20 protein-coding genes are annotated in these 16,816 nt (G+C 65.3%); 11 read left to right on the plus strand and 9 right to left on the minus strand.

Translation table 11 applies throughout. The annotated features are described in order from the left end of the window. Nucleotides 1–36 precede the first annotated feature (36 nt). Nucleotides 37–753 (plus strand): MgtC/SapB family protein, encoded by a 717-nt coding sequence (locus tag LQG66_RS29720; RefSeq protein ID WP_231327996.1) that lies wholly within the window; start codon nt 37–39, stop codon nt 751–753. A gap of 28 nt (nt 754–781) precedes the next feature. On the opposite strand, the gene LQG66_RS29725 is transcribed toward LQG66_RS29720, so the two are convergent. Continuing rightward, entirely contained in the window at nt 782–1,588 is an 807-nt protein-coding gene (locus LQG66_RS29725; protein WP_231319394.1) for a hypothetical protein, read from the minus strand. A gap of 145 nt (nt 1,589–1,733) precedes the next feature. Then, nucleotides 1,734–2,537, minus strand: a complete 804-nt coding sequence (locus LQG66_RS29730; RefSeq protein WP_231319395.1) for an RMD1 family protein — start codon at nt 2,535–2,537, stop codon at nt 1,734–1,736. A gap of 144 nt (nt 2,538–2,681) precedes the next feature. Here LQG66_RS29730 and LQG66_RS29735 point away from each other — a divergent pair, with 144 nt between their 5' ends. Then, nucleotides 2,682–3,833, plus strand: coding sequence for a DUF3095 domain-containing protein (locus LQG66_RS29735; RefSeq protein ID WP_231319396.1), 1,152 nt, complete (start codon nt 2,682–2,684; stop codon nt 3,831–3,833). A 6-nt stretch (nt 3,834–3,839) separates the two neighbouring features. Here LQG66_RS29735 and LQG66_RS29740 read toward each other — a convergent pair whose 3' ends face one another. Next, complete coding sequence (locus LQG66_RS29740) at nt 3,840–4,274, minus strand: DUF2147 domain-containing protein (RefSeq protein ID WP_231327997.1); 435 nt, start codon at nt 4,272–4,274, stop codon at nt 3,840–3,842. A gap of 160 nt (nt 4,275–4,434) precedes the next feature. Continuing rightward, entirely contained in the window at nt 4,435–4,968 is a 534-nt protein-coding gene (locus LQG66_RS29745) for a GNAT family N-acetyltransferase (RefSeq protein WP_231319397.1), read from the minus strand. 105 nt (nt 4,969–5,073) lie between these two features. Between LQG66_RS29745 and LQG66_RS29750 the strand changes: the two genes are divergently transcribed. The 9 genes from LQG66_RS29750 (at nt 5,074) to LQG66_RS29790 (ending at nt 11,833) form a co-directional block, all read left to right on the plus strand. Next, nucleotides 5,074–5,673: a superoxide dismutase gene (locus LQG66_RS29750; protein WP_015669496.1), complete on the plus strand. Its 600-nt coding sequence runs from the start codon at nt 5,074–5,076 to the stop codon at nt 5,671–5,673. Nucleotides 5,674–5,849: 176 nt separating this feature from the next. Then, the gene (crcB, locus tag LQG66_RS29755; RefSeq protein WP_231319398.1) at nt 5,850–6,236 is read left to right on the plus strand and encodes a fluoride efflux transporter CrcB; all 387 of its coding nucleotides are present in this window, start codon (nt 5,850–5,852) and stop codon (nt 6,234–6,236) included. 334 nt (nt 6,237–6,570) lie between these two features. Continuing rightward, nucleotides 6,571–6,777: a hypothetical protein gene (locus LQG66_RS29760; RefSeq protein ID WP_231319399.1), complete on the plus strand. Its 207-nt coding sequence runs from the start codon at nt 6,571–6,573 to the stop codon at nt 6,775–6,777. Further along, nucleotides 6,777–7,538, plus strand: a complete 762-nt coding sequence (locus tag LQG66_RS29765; RefSeq protein ID WP_231319400.1) for a metal ABC transporter ATP-binding protein — start codon at nt 6,777–6,779, stop codon at nt 7,536–7,538. Before LQG66_RS29760 ends, LQG66_RS29765 begins: the two co-directional genes overlap by 1 nt. Continuing rightward, on the plus strand, nt 7,538–8,407 hold the full coding sequence (locus tag LQG66_RS29770) for a metal ABC transporter permease (RefSeq protein ID WP_231319401.1): 870 nt from the start codon (nt 7,538–7,540) through the stop codon (nt 8,405–8,407). Before LQG66_RS29765 ends, LQG66_RS29770 begins: the two co-directional genes overlap by 1 nt. A gap of 11 nt (nt 8,408–8,418) precedes the next feature. Beyond that, complete coding sequence (locus LQG66_RS29775; RefSeq protein ID WP_231327998.1) at nt 8,419–9,303, plus strand: metal ABC transporter substrate-binding protein; 885 nt, start codon at nt 8,419–8,421, stop codon at nt 9,301–9,303. 77 nt (nt 9,304–9,380) lie between these two features. Further along, on the plus strand, nt 9,381–10,418 hold the full coding sequence (locus LQG66_RS29780) for a CobW family GTP-binding protein (protein WP_425601260.1): 1,038 nt from the start codon (nt 9,381–9,383) through the stop codon (nt 10,416–10,418). Beyond that, entirely contained in the window at nt 10,418–11,437 is a 1,020-nt protein-coding gene (locus LQG66_RS29785; protein WP_231319403.1) for a WD40 repeat domain-containing protein, read from the plus strand. Before LQG66_RS29780 ends, LQG66_RS29785 begins: the two co-directional genes overlap by 1 nt. 87 nt (nt 11,438–11,524) lie before the next feature. Beyond that, the gene (locus LQG66_RS29790) at nt 11,525–11,833 is read left to right on the plus strand and encodes a hypothetical protein (protein WP_231319404.1); all 309 of its coding nucleotides are present in this window, start codon (nt 11,525–11,527) and stop codon (nt 11,831–11,833) included. Nucleotides 11,834–12,233: 400 nt separating this feature from the next. Here LQG66_RS29790 and LQG66_RS29795 read toward each other — a convergent pair whose 3' ends face one another. The 5 genes from LQG66_RS29795 to LQG66_RS29815 all read right to left on the minus strand — a co-directional run bounded on the left by LQG66_RS29795 (nt 12,234) and on the right by LQG66_RS29815 (nt 16,289). Further along, nucleotides 12,234–13,658 carry a homospermidine synthase gene (locus tag LQG66_RS29795; protein WP_231319405.1) on the minus strand — a complete coding sequence of 475 codons (1,425 nt, stop codon included), beginning with the start codon at nt 13,656–13,658 and terminating at the stop codon, nt 12,234–12,236. A gap of 67 nt (nt 13,659–13,725) precedes the next feature. Then, a complete protein-coding gene (locus LQG66_RS29800; RefSeq protein ID WP_231319406.1) occupies nt 13,726–14,121 on the minus strand; it encodes a RidA family protein in 396 nt (131 codons plus the stop codon). Nucleotides 14,122–14,220: 99 nt separating this feature from the next. Then, nucleotides 14,221–14,382 carry a hypothetical protein gene (locus tag LQG66_RS29805; protein ID WP_231319407.1) on the minus strand — a complete coding sequence of 54 codons (162 nt, stop codon included), beginning with the start codon at nt 14,380–14,382 and terminating at the stop codon, nt 14,221–14,223. Beyond that, entirely contained in the window at nt 14,370–14,963 is a 594-nt protein-coding gene (locus tag LQG66_RS29810; RefSeq protein ID WP_231319408.1) for a GNAT family N-acetyltransferase, read from the minus strand. The genes LQG66_RS29805 and LQG66_RS29810 overlap by 13 nt, the downstream gene beginning before the upstream one ends. A 183-nt stretch (nt 14,964–15,146) precedes the next feature. Further along, nucleotides 15,147–16,289: a type III PLP-dependent enzyme gene (locus LQG66_RS29815; protein WP_231319409.1), complete on the minus strand. Its 1,143-nt coding sequence runs from the start codon at nt 16,287–16,289 to the stop codon at nt 15,147–15,149. Between the last annotated feature and the right edge of the window lie 527 nt (nt 16,290–16,816).

The following is a 16,816-nucleotide window of genomic DNA, read 5'->3' on the forward strand; positions in this document are numbered from 1 at the left end:
GCCTCGGAGCGCGATACCGGACACAGCCAGTCGCCCATGCGATTCCTCCACACCTTCCAGCTCTTTGATTTTCTCGACACGCTCGTCAGCCTGTTCGCGGCCTTCGTGCTCGGCACGCTGATCGGCGCCGAACGGCAGTATCGGCAGCGCAGCGCCGGCCTGCGCACCAACGTTCTGGTCGCGGTCGGAGCCGCCGCCTTCGTCGATATCGGCAATCGCCTGACCGGCGCGGACGGCGCGGTACGGATCATCGCCTATGTGGTGTCGGGCATCGGCTTTCTCGGCGCCGGCACGATCATGAAGGAGGGCATGAACGTCCGCGGGCTCAACACCGCCGCGACCTTGTGGGCGTCCGCCGCAGTCGGGGCCTGCGCCGGCGCCGACCTGATCGCCCAGTCGGTGGCCCTCACCCTGTTCGTGCTGGCCGGCAACACGCTGCTGCGACCATTGGTCAATGCCATCGATCGCATCCCGCTCAATGCCGCGGCCTCCGAGGCCCATTATGAAATCGTCGTGACCACGGACGCGCTGCATGCGGCCGAACTGCGCGAGGCGCTCGACGAGCGGCTGGAGGCCGCCAAATATCCGGTGCGGGAAACCGAGGTTGTCTATCGGTCCGAAGACATCGTCGAAATCATCGCGACCCTCGTGCCGCTTGTGGTGGATGCGGCAGATCTCGAACGTGTGACCGCGGAGTTGGCGAAGCGGACCGGCGTCCGTCATGCGACCTGGAACGTCAGCGCGCTGCAGTGAGACGCCTGACAGGTTGCCGTGATCGTCGCTACTTGATGCAACGGCCAACATCGCCTGCCGCCGTCGGTGTCTCATAGGTCCCCGGGGACATCGGTTGGCCGTCGAAGAACACCGCAAGCTGATTGGCGATGCCATAGTCCGTCGCCCCCCGGCGCCGATCGTTGATCATGCGCGCAATGTTCCATTCGTCGTGTGAACCATAGCTGAATGCGACGGAGGCCCGCAGGCCGTAGTAGTTGCGAAAGCCGGCCCGGGTCAGGCTGCCATTGGCGATCGCATCCTTGAACTTCGGGTCCGGGACGATCTTCTCGTCGAACCAGGACTCGAGCTTCTCGAGGTCACCTTTTCCGGAGAGCTCGAAATACCGACCGAAGTCGTTCGGTCCGGAAAAGTAGATGAAGTCGAAGGCGTCGCCGAGGCCCTTCTCGCCTTCCAGGATCTGGGTCCACATGTACATGTAGTCGGCGCCGCTGGCACCCTGCATTCCGTCGCCACCCTCGGCCCCCGGATTCAGCACGAACACCGCGCGTGGGCCGAAGCGCTCGGTCACGCGCTCCGTGATCTTTGCCGCGATGTCGGTGTTGACCGCGAACGAGCCGCCGCCGGCCGGCGACAGCGGGATACTGAGATAGCCGATCGCCTGTCCTTGCGCGCGCTGGTCGGCAATGAGCTTGCGCACCCGCGCCACGTTGGCCGCGATCGTGGTCTGGAATTCCGGATGGACGCAGTAGCAGATGTCGAGCGCGGTACAGGCGGTGACCGGATCTGACGCGGCGCGTGCCGGCGGGCCAGGGGTGGTCGCAAACAGGGCTGCGGCTGCGATCGCGGCTGCCAAAGGCGCCCAAGAGCGATCGCATGAACGTCCAGCCTTCCTCATACGACCTCCTTCCCCCTATGGCCGGCGGGCCCGACGGATGATATTGAGCTGGGTGGAAAATACAACCAGGGATATATTTGGTTCCGGTGGCGGTAAAGCTGGATCAATGCCGGCCGCGGGCGAAGATCTCGTAGAAGCCGAGCACGATCTCGCAGGCGATCAGGATCACGACGATGACTTCCAGCCGCAGCGAGCGCTTGGTGTCGATGATATCGGCGAGCGTCGTCGCCGTCTCAGCGATCACGGCGAGCTTTCGGTTGAGCATTTCCTCGCGCTCCTTCAGCTCATACTCGTCTTCGAGCCTCGCATAGAGCCGTTCGAGATCCGGCCGGTCCCACAACACGTCCGGCTTCTCGCCGACGGCGACACGGCCGGAGACGCGGTGCTGCACCAGGAGCGCTGCGCCAAGGAGTTTGAGCATGGCGACCCGGCTCTTCGACGTCCGCCCAAGCGAGGCCAGTTCGCGCGCAAACGGCTCGATCGTATCGAAGACATTGGCGATCTCGCGCTCGCTGCGGCCGAGGATGACGCTCTTGGCGAGTGCGTCGGCGACGATCAGCAAACGCTCCAGCGACAATTCCCGGACCAGGATCGGACCGCCGACCGGGATCGGCTCCTCGGACTCGCGCGCGACCTGGACCTTGGCGGTTTCCTCCTCGTGGGGCGCAATCGGGCCGAACAGCCGTGCGCTCAGCAGGTCGAGAAAGGCGGTCTCCTCGGCCGGCGACATCCCGATGAACACCACCACGCCGTAGCGAAACACCACGGCGATCCCGGTCTCGCCGATGCGAACGGCGAGCGGCGTTGCCGACAGCACCTGGCCGCCGAAGCCTGCGGTATTGATGCGGTCGGCGATCTGCAGCGCATGGGCGGCGAGTTGTGGGATATGCGGGGCTTCCGTATTCATTCAACGAGCCTACCATGCCGATGCGGACAATTCGATAACACCCGGCAAGCAGTGGATCATCGCCGCAATGCCCGGTTTGAACCCGCTTGACACGGATGATCGTAGCTCGCCAATTGAAGGAGCACACCGAACGGATCAGCTGTCATGTCGAAGACCGGCGCTGCGGACTACTACGCCTCGATCCCCGTGTTTCGCGGCTTTTCGCGGCTGATGGAGCCACAGCTGTACAAGCCCGTGCCCGACGATTGGATGATCGGCACTGCCGATATCGTCGAGTCCACGAAGGCGATCGCCGACAAGCGCTACAAGGCGGTCAACATGGCGGGGGCGGCAGTCATCGCGGCGGTCACGAATGCGCTGGAAGGGCGCGAATTCCCGTTCGTGTTCGGCGGCGACGGCGCGAGCTTCGCGGTCGGACCGGACGACGAGACGGCGGCGCGCGAGGCTTTGGCGGCCACCGCGACCTGGGTCAGGGAGGATCTCGGACTCTCGATGCGGGTCGCCCTGGTGCCGCTGCATGCCATTCGCGGGCAGGGGCTCGACGTGCGCGTGGCGCGTTATGGTCCGTCGGCCAACCTCTCCTACGCGATGTTCGCCGGCGGCGGCTTGGGCTGGGCTGAATCTGCGATGAAGCGTGGCGAGTTCGCGGTGGCCCCGGCTCCGTCCGGCGCACAGCCGGATCTGTCGGGATTGTCCTGCCGCTTCGAGGAGATGCCGTCGGCGCGCGGTCTCATCCTGTCGGTGCTGGTGCTGCCTGCCTCGGAGGCGGATGCTTCGGCCTATCGAAAAGTGATCGAGGAGATCATTACGCTGACGGAGCGCAGCCCCGATGCCGGACGGCCGGTGCCGGCCGGCGGCCCCGCGTTGCGGTGGCCGCCGCAGGGCTTCAGCTATGAGGTTCGCGCAGCGCGTGGCGGCCCGCGGGTTGCGCGCTGGGCCCGCGTGCTCGGACGCACGCTGTTCGTCTACGCCATACTGCGTTTCGGCATCAGCATCGGCGGCTTCGTGCCGGAGCTCTACAAGCAGCAGCTGGTCGAGAATTCCGACTTTCGAAAATATGACGATGCGTTGCGCATGATCCTCGACTGTACCGAGGAGCTCGCGCGGGAGCTGGAGCGGCGCCTGAGCGCGGCGGCCTCACGCGGCATCGTTCGCTATGGGCTACATCGGCAGGATGCGGCGATGATGACCTGCTTTACGCCGTCTGCGATCCGCCCCGACCACGTTCACTTCATCGATGGTGCACGGGGCGGATACGCGTCGGCTGCGACCGCGCTCAAGTCCGCGGTCGCCTGAGAGCGCTCACTGCGAGCGGGTCCAGGTCTCGCCGCCGCACAGCGATCCGACACAGCCGTCGACCTTCAGCGTGTCCGGGCCGGACACCGAGATATGGCTGACATAGCTCTGGCCATCGTCGGCGTTGTAGATCTTGCCGGACCATTTATTGGGCCCATCGGCGCGGATGCCTTCAAATAGCTGCAGGCCAATGATCGGGCGGTTGGCAAGGGCGCGATTGGGATTCTTGTTGTCGACGGCGGGCTTTCCGGTGTCGGTATCCATCGGCTGCTTCAGCCATACGACCGTGCCGCACAGATTGGCGCCGCATTTCGTTACCTTGATCCTGGCGTCGGCCGCCTGCGTCAGCCAAGTGCCGGTTGGATCATCGGCGGCCAGAGCCGGCTGCGTGATCACGAAAGCTGCGAGTGCAAGACCAGCCAGGCGCAATTTCCAAATCATCTTACCCCCCGTTGAAACCGCGCTTCCATAACAGCAAATGGCGCCGATGCAATCAGGGGAGGTGGGTTTGTCCAAAACGTCCTCATCACGATCAGGTGCATCGCCGACGTCCTGTCTCAATCTCTTGTTCGATTGTCTCGCCGGACGCGCCAACATCCGGTCACCAGGGCAGGCCACACAGGTCGATGGTCCCGCGCGTCGGTGCGGTACGCTTGACGTCGTGTACGAGCGCAGCAAGTTCATCGAAGCGGATCCGCCCTTTGTCCGGCTGCTCGGCATAGACATCGCCGTCGAACGCTTCGAAGCCGCGCGCCGTGTAGAAGGGAATGCGATCGCGCGCGCAGAACAGCATCGCGAAATTGACGGAGTCCTCGTGTTTCAGCGTCTGGATCGCGGCGTTCAGCGCGACGGTGGCGAGACCCCGATTGCGGCTCTCTGCGCGCGTCAATACGCCGCCGATGCCGCCGACATTGATCTTCTGCCCGTTCCACGTCACGATGCGGCGATAGATCCCGACATGGCAGAGCACATCGCCGGTCTCGTCCTGCACCAGCACCCGCAGGTCGGCATGCGCAAAGGTGATACCGGCCCAGGGTAATCCGGCCACCACCTCGGGCGGCCAGACCGCATCATAGAGCGGCTTGACCAGCGTCCAGGAGGCGTCCCCGTTCAGTACGTCGATCTCGATGCTCATCAAAACGGCTCGCTTTTTCCAAAATCACAGTGTTTAGGAGTTCGGAACCTTCTATAAGGAGGTCCCGTTAAATCCCGTCTTCCCACAAGTTGCGGAACCGCCCCCATGACCTTTACCCTTCCCCCCCTGCCTTACGCCTATGAAGCCCTCGGACCCTACATGTCCAAGGAGACGCTCGAGTACCATCACGACAAGCATCATCAGGCCTATGTGACCAACGGCAACAACGCGATCAAGGGGACTGAATTCGAAGGCAAGTCCCTCGAGGAGATCGTCAAGGGCTCGTTCGGCAAGAACCCCGCGGTGTTCAACAACGCCGGCCAGCACTTCAACCATATCCATTTCTGGTCGTGGATGAAGCCGAACGGCGGCGGCTCGAAGCTGCCCGGCCGCCTCGAGAAGAAGATCGACGAGGACCTCGGTGGCTTCGAGAAGTTCAAGGCCGACTTCGCTGCGGCCGGTGTCGGCCAGTTCGGCTCGGGCTGGTGCTGGCTCTCGGTCAAGAACGGCAAGCTTGAAATCTCCAAGACCCCGAACGGCGAGAACCCGCTGGTGCACGGTGCGACCCCGATCCTCGGCTGCGACGTCTGGGAGCACTCCTACTACATCGACTATCGCAACCGCCGTCCCGACTATCTGAAGGCGTTCGTCGACAGCCTCATCAACTGGGACTACGTGGACGAGCTCTACGGCAAGGCGATCTGATCGCTGCCGAGCGAGATGCGAGGGCGGTGAGCTTCGGCTCGCCGCCCTTTTTCGTGGTAAGGACTTTTGATGAGGGCGATCCTTGCAAGAGCGGTCCCCTTGCGGCAAGAGTTTTGCTCCATTTGCGACGAGTGCAGGGCGTTCCTTCTCTCGATGCGGTCTGCAGGTAAGATCCCGTGAATCAGCTGGTCGGATATTTTCTCGTCTTTTTCGGCGGCGGCTGCGGCGCCTCGCTGCGGCACGCGATCAACATGGCGAGCGCCAGGGCGCTCGGAACGGACTTCCCGTACGGCACCTTCATCATCAACATCACCGGCTCGACGGTGATGGGCCTGATCGCCGGCTATCTCGCCTTCAAAGGCGGCGCGACCCAGCACTGGCGGCTGTTCCTGATGACCGGCATCCTCGGCGGCTATACGACCTTCTCGGCCTTCTCGCTCGACACCGCGCTGCTCTATGAGCGGGGCGCGCTGGGGCTTGCTGCGCTGTATGTGCTGGGATCGGTGGGGATCTCGATCGCCGGCCTATTCGCCGGCCTCGCGCTGGTGCGGGTCTTGAGCTGAGGCTCCACGGCTCCCGCTCGCGCATATGGCACGGAGACATTCCGGGCCTCATGGTTCGAGACGCGCCTTTCGGCGCTCCTCACCATGAGGGTGAGTTCTGAAGTCGGCGCTGCACATTGACCGTGAGCAGCGTTTTCCCGGAGAGGGGCCGAGAGTGCCGGCTTCGATCTGCACGGTTCGTGTTCAGGGTACGACTTTCGCTCCTCACCCTGAGGAGCCCGCCGCAGGCGGGCGTCTCGAAGGGCGAGGCCTGCGTTCGGCGGGCAAGGGGACGGCTTGGCAGGTCACGCCTCCGGTGGACAGAGGTGATGTTATAATGTAACATCATGACGAAATGACCCAGTCCGTCGCCCATAGTCACACCCATTCCCATGCGCACGGGCATAGCCACGGCCATGCCCACAGCCACGGACCCGCCGCGCCGCATCCGGCCCAGCCTGCGCCATGGTCGATCCTGCGCATGCCGGTGACCACCCGGCTCGGCGCCGCGCTGGCGGCGAGCGCCGGCCTGTGGCTGATCGTCTGGCTAGCCATGCGGTGATGACGGCGATGGTTCAGCTGCAATTCCGCGACGTCACGCTCGGCTATGACCGTCATCCGGCGGTGCATCATCTCTCCGGCGAGGTCGCACCGGGCGCGCTGCTCGCGGTCGTCGGCCCTAACGGCGCCGGCAAATCGACCCTGTTCCGCGGCATCGTCGGCCTTCTGAAGCCGCTCGCCGGCACCATTGCGGCCGCCGATCTGAAGCCGCGCGAGATCGCCTATCTGCCGCAGATCGCCGACATCGACCGCAGCTTCCCGATCTCGGTGTTCGACTTCGTCAGCACCGGGTTGTGGCGCAGCGTCGGCATCTTCGGCGGCATCGGCGTTGCGGCGCGCGACAAGATCGCGCGGGCGATCGCCGCCGTCGGCCTCACCGGCTTCGAGGGCCGCGGCATCGGCACGCTGTCGGGCGGCCAGATGCAGCGCATGCTGTTCGCCCGCGTGCTGCTGCAGGATGCCCGCGTGATCGTGCTCGACGAGCCGTTCAATGCGATGGATTCCAAGACCTCGGCCGACCTGCTGCAACTGATCGAGCACTGGCACGGCGAGCAGCGCACCGTGCTGGCGGCGCTGCACGACATGGATATGGTGCGCGCGCATTTCCCGCAGACCCTGCTGCTGGCGCGCGAGGCGGTGGCCTGGGGGCCGACCGCGGAGGTGCTGACGGCGGACAATCTCCTGGCCGCGCGTCGCATGTGCGAGGCCTTCGACGACGCGGCGGCGCCCTGCGTGCCCGCGCAAGCCTCGAAGGCGGCGTGATGCTGCGTGAGGTTCTGATCGCTCCGTTCTCGGATTTCGAGTTCATGCGCCGCGCGCTCGCCGCAGTGATCGCACTGTCGCTCGGCTCGGGCCCGATCGGCGTTTTCCTGATGCTGCGGCGGATGAGCCTGGTCGGCGACGCGATGGCGCATGCGATCCTGCCCGGTGCAGCGATCGGCTTCCTGCTGTCGGGGCTCAATCTGTTTGCGATGACGACCGGTGGCCTGATCGCGGGCTTTGCGGTGGCGCTGTTGTCGGGCCTTGTGTCGCGCTCGACCGGGCTCAAGGAGGACGCCTCGCTGGCGACCTTCTATCTTGCCTCGCTCGCGATCGGCGTCACCATCGTCTCCGTCAAGGGCACCAATGTCGACCTGCTGCACGTGCTGTTCGGCAACATCCTGGCCATGGATGATCCGACGCTCTTGATGGTCGCGACCAACGCCACCATCACGCTCGTCGTGCTCGCCGTGATCTACCGCCCGCTGGTGGTCGAGAGCGTCGATCCGCTATTCCTGCGCACCGTGAGCCGAGCCGGCGCGCCGGCGCATCTGATCTTCCTCGGCCTGATCGTGGTCAATCTCGTCAACGGTTTTCAGGCGCTCGGCACCTTGCTCGCGGTCGGGCTGATGATCCTGCCGGCCGGAATCGCGCGGTTCTGGTCGCGCGACGTCACGCCGATGATCTGCATCGCGGTCGCATCCGCCATCGTCTCCGGCTATGCCGGATTGGTGCTGTCGTTCCAGACCCGCATTCCCTCGGGGCCTGCGATCATCCTGGTCGCTTCGCTGCTCTATCTCGGCTCGGTCTTGTTCGGACGCGTGGGCGGCGTGCTTCCACAGCTGTTTCCCGGGCGCCATCTCGAAGCTTGAAGTCCATGTCCATGCAACGCCTGTCGTCCGTCCTGAGCCTGCTCTTCAGCTTTCTTATGGTTGTCCCCGCTTCAGCCGAGACGCGGCTGAACGTCGTGACCAGCTTCTCGATCCTGGCCGATTTCGCCCGCCAGGTCGGCGGCGACAAGGTCAGTGTCGCCTCGCTGGTCGGGCCGGACAGCGACGTGCACGTCTATACGCCGACGCCGCATGATGCGAAGGATGTCGGCGCGGCGCGGCTCCTGATCGTCAACGGCCTCGGCCTCGAGGGCTGGCTGCCGCGCCTGCAGCAGGCCTCCGGCAGCAAGGCGCCGATCGTCGTGGCCACGCAGGGCATCACCGCGCGCAAGCGCGGGTCGGATGCCGATCCGCACGCCTGGCAGTCGGTCGGCAATGCCATGGTCTATGTGCGCAATATCCGCGATGCGCTGATCGCCGCCGATCCCGCCGATGCCGACATCTTCAAGGCCAATGCCGAGCGCTATCTCGCCGAGCTCACCGCACTCGACCGCGAGGTCCGCGCCGAGATCGAGAAGATACCACCGGAGCGGCGCAAGGTGATCTCGACCCATGATGCCTTCGGCTATTTCGCCGATGCCTACGGCATCGCCTTCATCGCCCCGCTGGGCGTCTCCACCGAGACCGAGCCGTCGGCCCGCGACGTCGCCGAGATCATCGGCCAGGTCAGGAAAGCCAAGATTCCGGCGGTTTTCCTGGAAAATTTCAACGACGACCGGCTGGTCGGCCGGATCGCGGCCGAGACCGGCGCGAAGATCGGCGGCACGCTGTATTCGGACGCTTTGAGCGAGGAAAAGGGTCCTGTTCCCACTTACATTGCCATGGTCAGGCACAATATAAGGGCCCTGACGAGCGCGCTTGTCCGCCAGGGCTTCTAAAGCCCAGGCGGTCGGCGCGCCATGAGCCGTTTTCGACGCGATCGAGTTCGATGCGATCGAGTTTTTTCGGAGTGAGCATGTCCGACGCGAGCAAGATTCCAGTGACGGTCCTGACCGGCTATCTCGGGGCCGGCAAGACCACGCTTCTGAACCGCATCCTCTCCGAAGACCACGGCAAGAAGTACGCCGTCATCGTCAATGAATTCGGCGAGATCGGCATCGACAACGACCTCATCGTCGGCGCCGATGAAGAAGTGTTCGAGATGAACAACGGCTGCATCTGCTGCACCGTGCGCGGCGACCTCGTGCGCATCATCTCTGGCCTGATGCGGCGCAAGGGCAAGTTCGACGCCATCATCGTCGAGACCACCGGGCTCGCCGATCCGGCGCCGGTGGCGCAGACCTTCTTCGTCGACGAGGACGTGCAGAAGAATGCGCGGCTCGACGCCGTCGTCACGGTGGCCGACGCCAAATGGCTGTCGGACCGGCTCAAGGATGCGCCCGAGGCCAAGAACCAGATCGCCTTCGCCGACGTCATCGTGCTCAACAAGACCGATCTCGTCAGCCCCCCGGAGCTCGCCGAGGTCGAGGCGCGCATCCGCGCCATCAACCCCTATGCGAGGCTGCATCGCACCGAGCGCTGCCAGATCGCGATATCAGACGTGCTGGAGCGCGGCGCGTTCGATCTCGATCGCATCCTCGAGATCGAGCCGGAATTCCTGAACGCCGGCGATGACCACGATCATCATCATGATCACGACCATGGCCATGATCACCACCATGATCACGCCCACGGCCTGAAGCACTATCACGACGAGGACATGCAGTCGCTGTCGCTGCGCTCCGACAAGCCGCTCGATCCATCGCGGTTCATGCCGTGGCTGCAGAACCTGGTGCAGACCGAGGGCGGCAAGATCCTGCGCTCCAAGGGCATCCTTTCGTTCCAGGACGATGACGACCGCTACGTCTTCCAGGGCGTGCACATGATGTTGGAAGGCGATCACCAGCGGAAGTGGAAGCCCGACGAGGCGCGCCAGAGCCGCGTCGTCTTCATCGGCCGCGAGCTGCCGGAAGACGCTATCCGTGAAGGCTTCGAACGCTGCATCGTGACCTGATGACGTCGTTTGATCAGGGCGGCGAGGCCGCGTCCATCGTCTCCGTCACCGACAAGGTGAAGCCGGTCTCGCTCGGCATGGCCGTCACGGCCGTGCACTATCTCGGCGACCGCGCGGCCTTCGTCGGCACCGAGGAGAGCGTCGCGGTCGTCGACGGCGAGGGCGAGATCAGCAAAGTCGACGTCACCGGCGGCGGCATCCTGGCGGCAGTGTCGGACGGGGCGCGGCTCGTGTTCGGAGGCGATGACGGCAAGGTCACCGCGCTCGACAAGGCGGGCGCGGTGTCGGTGCTCGTGACCGATCCGAAGCGGCGCTGGATCGACAACGTCGCTCTCCATCCCGACGGCGCGATCGCCTGGTCGGTCGGCAAGACCGCCTTTGTGCGTCAGCCCAAGGGCGAGGAGAAGTCGCTCGAGGTGCCGTCGACCGCCGGCGGATTAGCGTTCGCGCCGAAGGGCCTGCGGTTGGCGATCGCGCACTACAACGGCGCCACGCTGTGGTTTCCGAACATGGCGGGCGAGCCCGAATTCCTCGGCTGGGCCGGCTCGCATCACGCCGTCACCTTCAGCCCCGACAACAAGTTCCTGGTCACCGCGATGCACGAGCCGGCGCTGCACGGCTGGCGCCTCGCCGACAGCCGCCACATGCGCATGACCGGCTATCCGTCGCGGGTGAAGTCGATGTCGTGGGGCAGCGGCGGCCGCTTCCTGGCGACGTCAGGGGCCGACATGGTCATCCTCTGGCCGTTCGTCGGCAAGGATGGTCCGATGGGCAAGGAGCCGGCGATGCTGGCACCGATGAAGGCCAAGGTCACGGCGGTCGCCTGCCACCCCAAGCAGGACATCCTGGCCTGCGGCTATGAGGACGGCACCGTGCTGATGGTGCGCATGCAGGATGGCGCCGAGATCCTGGTGCGGCGGAACGAGACACCGCCGATCGCGGCGATCGGCTGGAATGCCGCCGGAACCTGGCTCGCCTTCTCGGATGAAAGCGGCGAGGCGGGGCTGCTTCCGCTTTGATGGTGGCATAGCGGCGCAGCGCCTGGCAGGGAACCGCGCGCTGCCCAAACCGTTGTTCCGCACATCAATTGTTGCGGATGACCGTCCATGGCCTCGATCAACAGCAAACAGACGTTGCGCAGGGACCTGCTGCTGGCAGGTGGCCTGCTCGGCATCGGCGCCCTGGTGGCGATCATCTCGCTGGCCGAGATCAGGGCCAATCATGTCGATCATGTGGCGCAGGCGACGCCTGAGCCCTCGGCTACGCCGGCCGAATCCAAGCCCGGCGGCACTCGCCCGACCACGCCGGCGCCTGAGCCCGCACGGCCCGACGTCGAAGCTCAGAAGGAAGGCGTCAAGCCAGCGCTGCCGCCGGCCCCGGCCGAGAAGGTCGCGCCTCCGATGGAGAAGAAGTAGCTCTCTGCGACGGCATCAGAGCGAGAGAGTTCGCACGCTGCCTCCACATCGTCATGCCCGGGCTCGTCCCGGGCATCCACGTCTTTCAACTGTGCGGCTTCGTGGATGGCCGGGTCAAGCCCGGCCATGACGCAGGAGAGAGCGCGGACTAGACGACCGATGCTAAAGTCACGGCGCTATATCTAAGCCCTCACTGTCATCGTCCGCGAAGGCGGACGATCCAGTACGCCGTGACGTCTGTGTTCGACCTCTTCTGCCGCGGCGTACTGCATGCTCGCCCGGAGCCTGCCCTCGGGCTCGCCGAAGGCGAGACCCGGGGGCGGAGCATGACAGCATTGGGAATGGCGAGAGCTCAACCCATCCACGAGGGCCGATTTCAAGAAAACGGTCGTCTAGCTAATCACCGCACCAGGATGTTCCGGAACTGCCACGGATCGTTGGTGTCGATATCCTCCGGGAACAGGCCGGGGCGATCGGTGAGCGGGGTCCAGTCGGTGTAGTAGCCCTTCACCGGCCCGAGATAGGGCGTCTGGATCTCGAGGCAGCGGCGGAAGTCCAGTTCGTCGGCCTCGACGATGCCGGCGGTCGGATTCTCCAGCGCCCACACCATGCCGGCGAGCACCGCCGACGACACCTGCATGCCGGTGGCGTTCTGATACGGCGCGATGCGGCGGGTCTCCTCGATCGACAGCTGCGAGCCGTACCAATAGGCGTTCTTGCCGTGGCCGTAGAGCAGCACGCCGAGCTCGTCGATGCCGTCGACGATCTCGTTCTCGTCGAGGATGTGCCACTTCTCCTGCATCTTGCCGGTGGCGCCGAAGATCTCGTGCAGCGACAGCACCGCGTCATTGGCCGGGTGATAGGCGTAATGGCAGGTCGGCCGGTACACCACCTTGTCGCCGTCGCGCACCGTGAAGTAGTCGGCGATCGAGATCGACTCGTTGTGGGTCACCAGGAAGCCGTATTGCGCGCCGGGGGTCGGGCACCACGAGCGGACGCGGGTGTTGGCGCCGGGCTGCAGCAGATAGATCGCAGCGCCGCAGCCTTCGGTGTGGCAGCGGCCGTTGTCCGGCATCCACGTCTCATGCGTGCCCCAGCCGAGCTCGGCCGGCTGCATGCCCTCGGAGACGAAGCCCTCGACCGACCAGGTGTTGACGAACACATCCATCGGCTTCGGGTTCTTGGAGCGCTGGGTGTCGCGCTCGGCGATGTGGACGCCCTTGACGCCGAGCTTCTGCATCAGCTGCGCCCAGCCCTCGCGGCTTTTCGGCTCGACGATCTCGGTCTTGGTGTCCCTGGCGATGTCGAGCAGCGCCTGCTTGACGAACCACGACACCATGCCGGGATTGGCGCCGCAGGTGGAGACGGCGGTGGTGCCGCCCGGGCTGTTGCGGCGTGCCGCCAGCAGGGTCTCGCGCAGCGCGTAGTTGGAGCGCTGCTCGACGCCCATGTTCTTGTCGAAATAGAAGCCGGCCCAGGGCTCTACCACCGTGTCGATGTAGAGCGCGCCGATCTCCCGGCACATCGTCATGAGGTCGACCGAGGAGGTGTCGACCGACAGGTTCACGCAGAAGCCCTGGCCGCCGCCTTCGGTGAGCAGCGGCACCAGCAACTCGCGGTAATTGTCGCGGGTCACGCCCTGCTGGATGAAGCGCACGCCGTGTTTCTTGGCCAGCGCACCGTCGTCATGCGGATCGATGATGACGAAGCGGTCCTTGTCATAGGCGAAATGCCGCTCGATCAGGGGCAGGGTGCCCTTGCCGATCGAGCCGAAGCCGATCATCACGATGGGGCCGGAAATCTTGGCGTGGATCTGCGAGCTCATGAGGTAACGTTCTCCGAAATACGATTCCGCTGTCGCGTGCGGGGATTGATCAGGCGCTGCGCCGCTTTCAGGTGCTGGGGCTGCGGCGCTTGGCGGTGACTTCGATCTCGACCTTCATCTCGGGCTTGTAGAGGCCCGCGACGACGAGCAGCGTGGCCGCCGGGCGGATGTCGCCGAGGACTTCGCCACAGACGGCAAAATGCGCGTCGGCGTCGTTGACGTCGGTGAGGTAGTAGGTCGCGCGAACGATGTCGGCCATCTCGAAGCCGCCCTCCTGCAGGGCCGCCGCGATGGTCTTGAAGCAGTTGCGTGACTGGCTCGTGACATCGGCCGGCATCGTCATGGTGCTGTAGTCATAGCCGGTGGTGCCGGCGACGAAGGCGAAATCGCCGTCAACCACCGCCCGGCTGTAGCCGGCGGTCTTTTCGAACGGTGATCCGGTAGAGATCAAACGGCGGGACATGGCGCACCTCGTCGTCGGGGGATTTGCCGGGGTTAAAGAGCTTTTGCTGCACCTGCGCAACCCCTGGCGGGGCGGGCCGGGCGCCCGTTGCCAGAATGCCTAACGCAGCCGCGTGACGTCGGGTCCGGCGGGCGGAGCGCTGCTCCAGCGGCGGACCACGATGTCGCGGACGATCATGATCCCGAGCAGGATCAGGACGAGCGTCGGTAGCAACGTCCGCCGCCGCGGCGCCGGCGCATCGCGCCCCGTCACGCCGCGCATGATACCATCCGCTCCTTGCGGCTGCGGCGGGCTTTGCGCTCCCGGGCACCGGTGGCGAGGATCATGCCGCAGGCGCCGTCGAGTGCGCCCGCGACCAGCTCGAGGCCGAGCAGCCGCGCGTGTTCGAACGCGCCCGGCAGCTCCAGCTCGCTTGTCGTCTCCACCGAGAAGCCGAAACGCGCGTAATACGGCGCATCACCGAGCAGGATCACGGCGCCATGGCCGCGCGACGCCGCGATCATCAGCGCGGCGTTCATCAGCGCAGCTCCAACGCCGAGGCTGCGGGCGTCAGCGGCGACCGCCAGCGGCCCCAGCATCAGCGCGTCGCGTCCGCCGGCGCTGACGTGCCACAACCGCAGCGTTCCCACGAGGGTACCGCTGCGCACCGCCGACAGGGCCAGGCCTGCGGCGGGCGCGCGTCCGTCGCGCAGGCGCTGGCAGGTGCGCTCATGGCGGTTGTCGCCGAAGCAGGCATCGAGCAGCGCCTCGCGCGCCGGCACGTCAGAAGCACGCTCAGCTCGGATCACGAACGGAGCGGCGGTCCGGAGAGGCGCAGTGGTACGCGAGCGGAAAGCGGTCATGGCACGTCAGTCCCCGGCTCGCGCCGACAGGCCTTCAGCCCGCGCGCAAGCACGTCATGTCAGTTGATGAGGAAGCTCTGTCGTTCTCGCTCCCGCGACCGGGAGAGAGGTGGGGTGGGGCTGCCCTCACCCGACGCTTCGCGTCAACCTCTCCCGCAAGCGGGAGAGGTGAAGCAAGCCGGATCAGATGTGATAGGTCTTCAGCGGGGGGATGCCGTTGAAGGCCACCGACGAGTAGGTCGACGTATAGGCCCCGGTCCCCTCGATCAGCACCTTGTCGCCGATCGAGAGCGTCACCGGCAGCGGATACGGCAGCTTCTCGTACATCACGTCGGCCGAATCGCAGGTCGGGCCGGCGAGCACGCACGGGGTCATGTCCGCGCCTTCATGCGGCGTGCGGATGGCGTAGCGGATCGACTCGTCCATCGTCTCGGCGAGACCGCCGAACTTGCCGATGTCGAGATAGACCCAGCGCAGCTCGTCCTCGTCGCTCTTCTTCGAGATCAGCACCACTTCCGACTCGATGATCCCGGCGTTCCCGACCATGCCGCGGCCCGGCTCGATGATCGTCTCCGGGATCTGGTTGCCGAAATGCTTGCGCAGCGCCCGGAAGATCGAGCGGCCGTACTGCACGACCGGCGGCACGTCCTTCAGGTACTTGGTCGGGAAGCCCCCGCCCATGTTCACCATGGTCAGGTTGATGCCGCGCTCGGCACAGTCGCGGAACACCGTCGAGGCCATCGCCAGCGCGCGGTCCCACGCCTTCACCTTGCGCTGCTGCGAGCCGACATGGAACGAGATGCCGCACGGCTCCAGGCCGAGCCGCTTGGCCAGGTCCAGCACGTCGACCGCCATCTCCGGATCACAGCCGAACTTGCGCGACAGCGGCCACTCGGCGCCGGCGCAATCGTACAGGATGCGGCAGAATACCTTCGCGCCGGGCGCGGCGCGCGCGATCTTCTCCACCTCGGCGGCGCAGTCGACCGCGAACAGCCGGATGCCCAGCGTGTAGGCGCGCGCGATGTCCCGCTCCTTCTTGATGGTGTTGCCGTAGGAGATGCGGTCCGGCGTCGCGCCGGCCGCCAGCGCCATCTCGATCTCCGCCACCGTTGCGGTGTCGAAGGACGAGCCCAGCGAGGCCAGCAGCGACAGCACTTCAGGCGCCGGATTGGCCTTCACCGCGTAGAACACGCGGCTGTCCGGCAGCGCCTTGGCGAAGCTCATGAAGTTGTCGCGCACGATGTCGAGGTCGACGACGAGACAGGGCTCGTGGTCCAGACCTTCCTCGCGGCGGTTGCGCAGGAATTCCCGGATACGTTCGGTCATAGCACCCTCCAAACGGCCCCAGCGACGGAGACCCGTTCAAAATGATCTCGACACGGATGCCTTGGCGTTGCCGCCCGATGGAAAGGCGCCAAAACCTCGAACCCGTAGCCGAATTGTGCTGCCGTGGATTGGTTGGGAATTTCCCGCCCGCACACCTGGCAATGAAGGACAAGCCTTTTCAGTAGCCCGCGCCGGCTTTGGACTGCCGGTAGAGACCAAAAAAGCCCGATCCGTCGTTGCTTTAAGTCGCGTCCCCCGTTGAGAGCGGGGTGCGCCGGTTCGCCTCCGGCTGCCAGTCACGGTTGCAAAAGATGAGGTGACCTTCAGCGGCATCTCTTGAGAGAGATGCTGGGCTCTGGAGCATGACGATCTCGATCGAACTGATCTTGATCGCAACGGTCCGAGCGCCCCTCGGTTCCTCATCCCTTGGCGGCTGTCCGGCCTCTTGTCCGGATACCTACCGACTGACACACGACCACAGGCACGTGCGAAATTGGGCAGAAGCGGAAATAAGCGTTTTGAATTTC

This window comes from Bradyrhizobium ontarionense (assembly GCF_021088345.1).
In the GTDB taxonomy this organism is placed as follows: domain Bacteria; phylum Pseudomonadota; class Alphaproteobacteria; order Rhizobiales; family Xanthobacteraceae; genus Bradyrhizobium; species Bradyrhizobium ontarionense.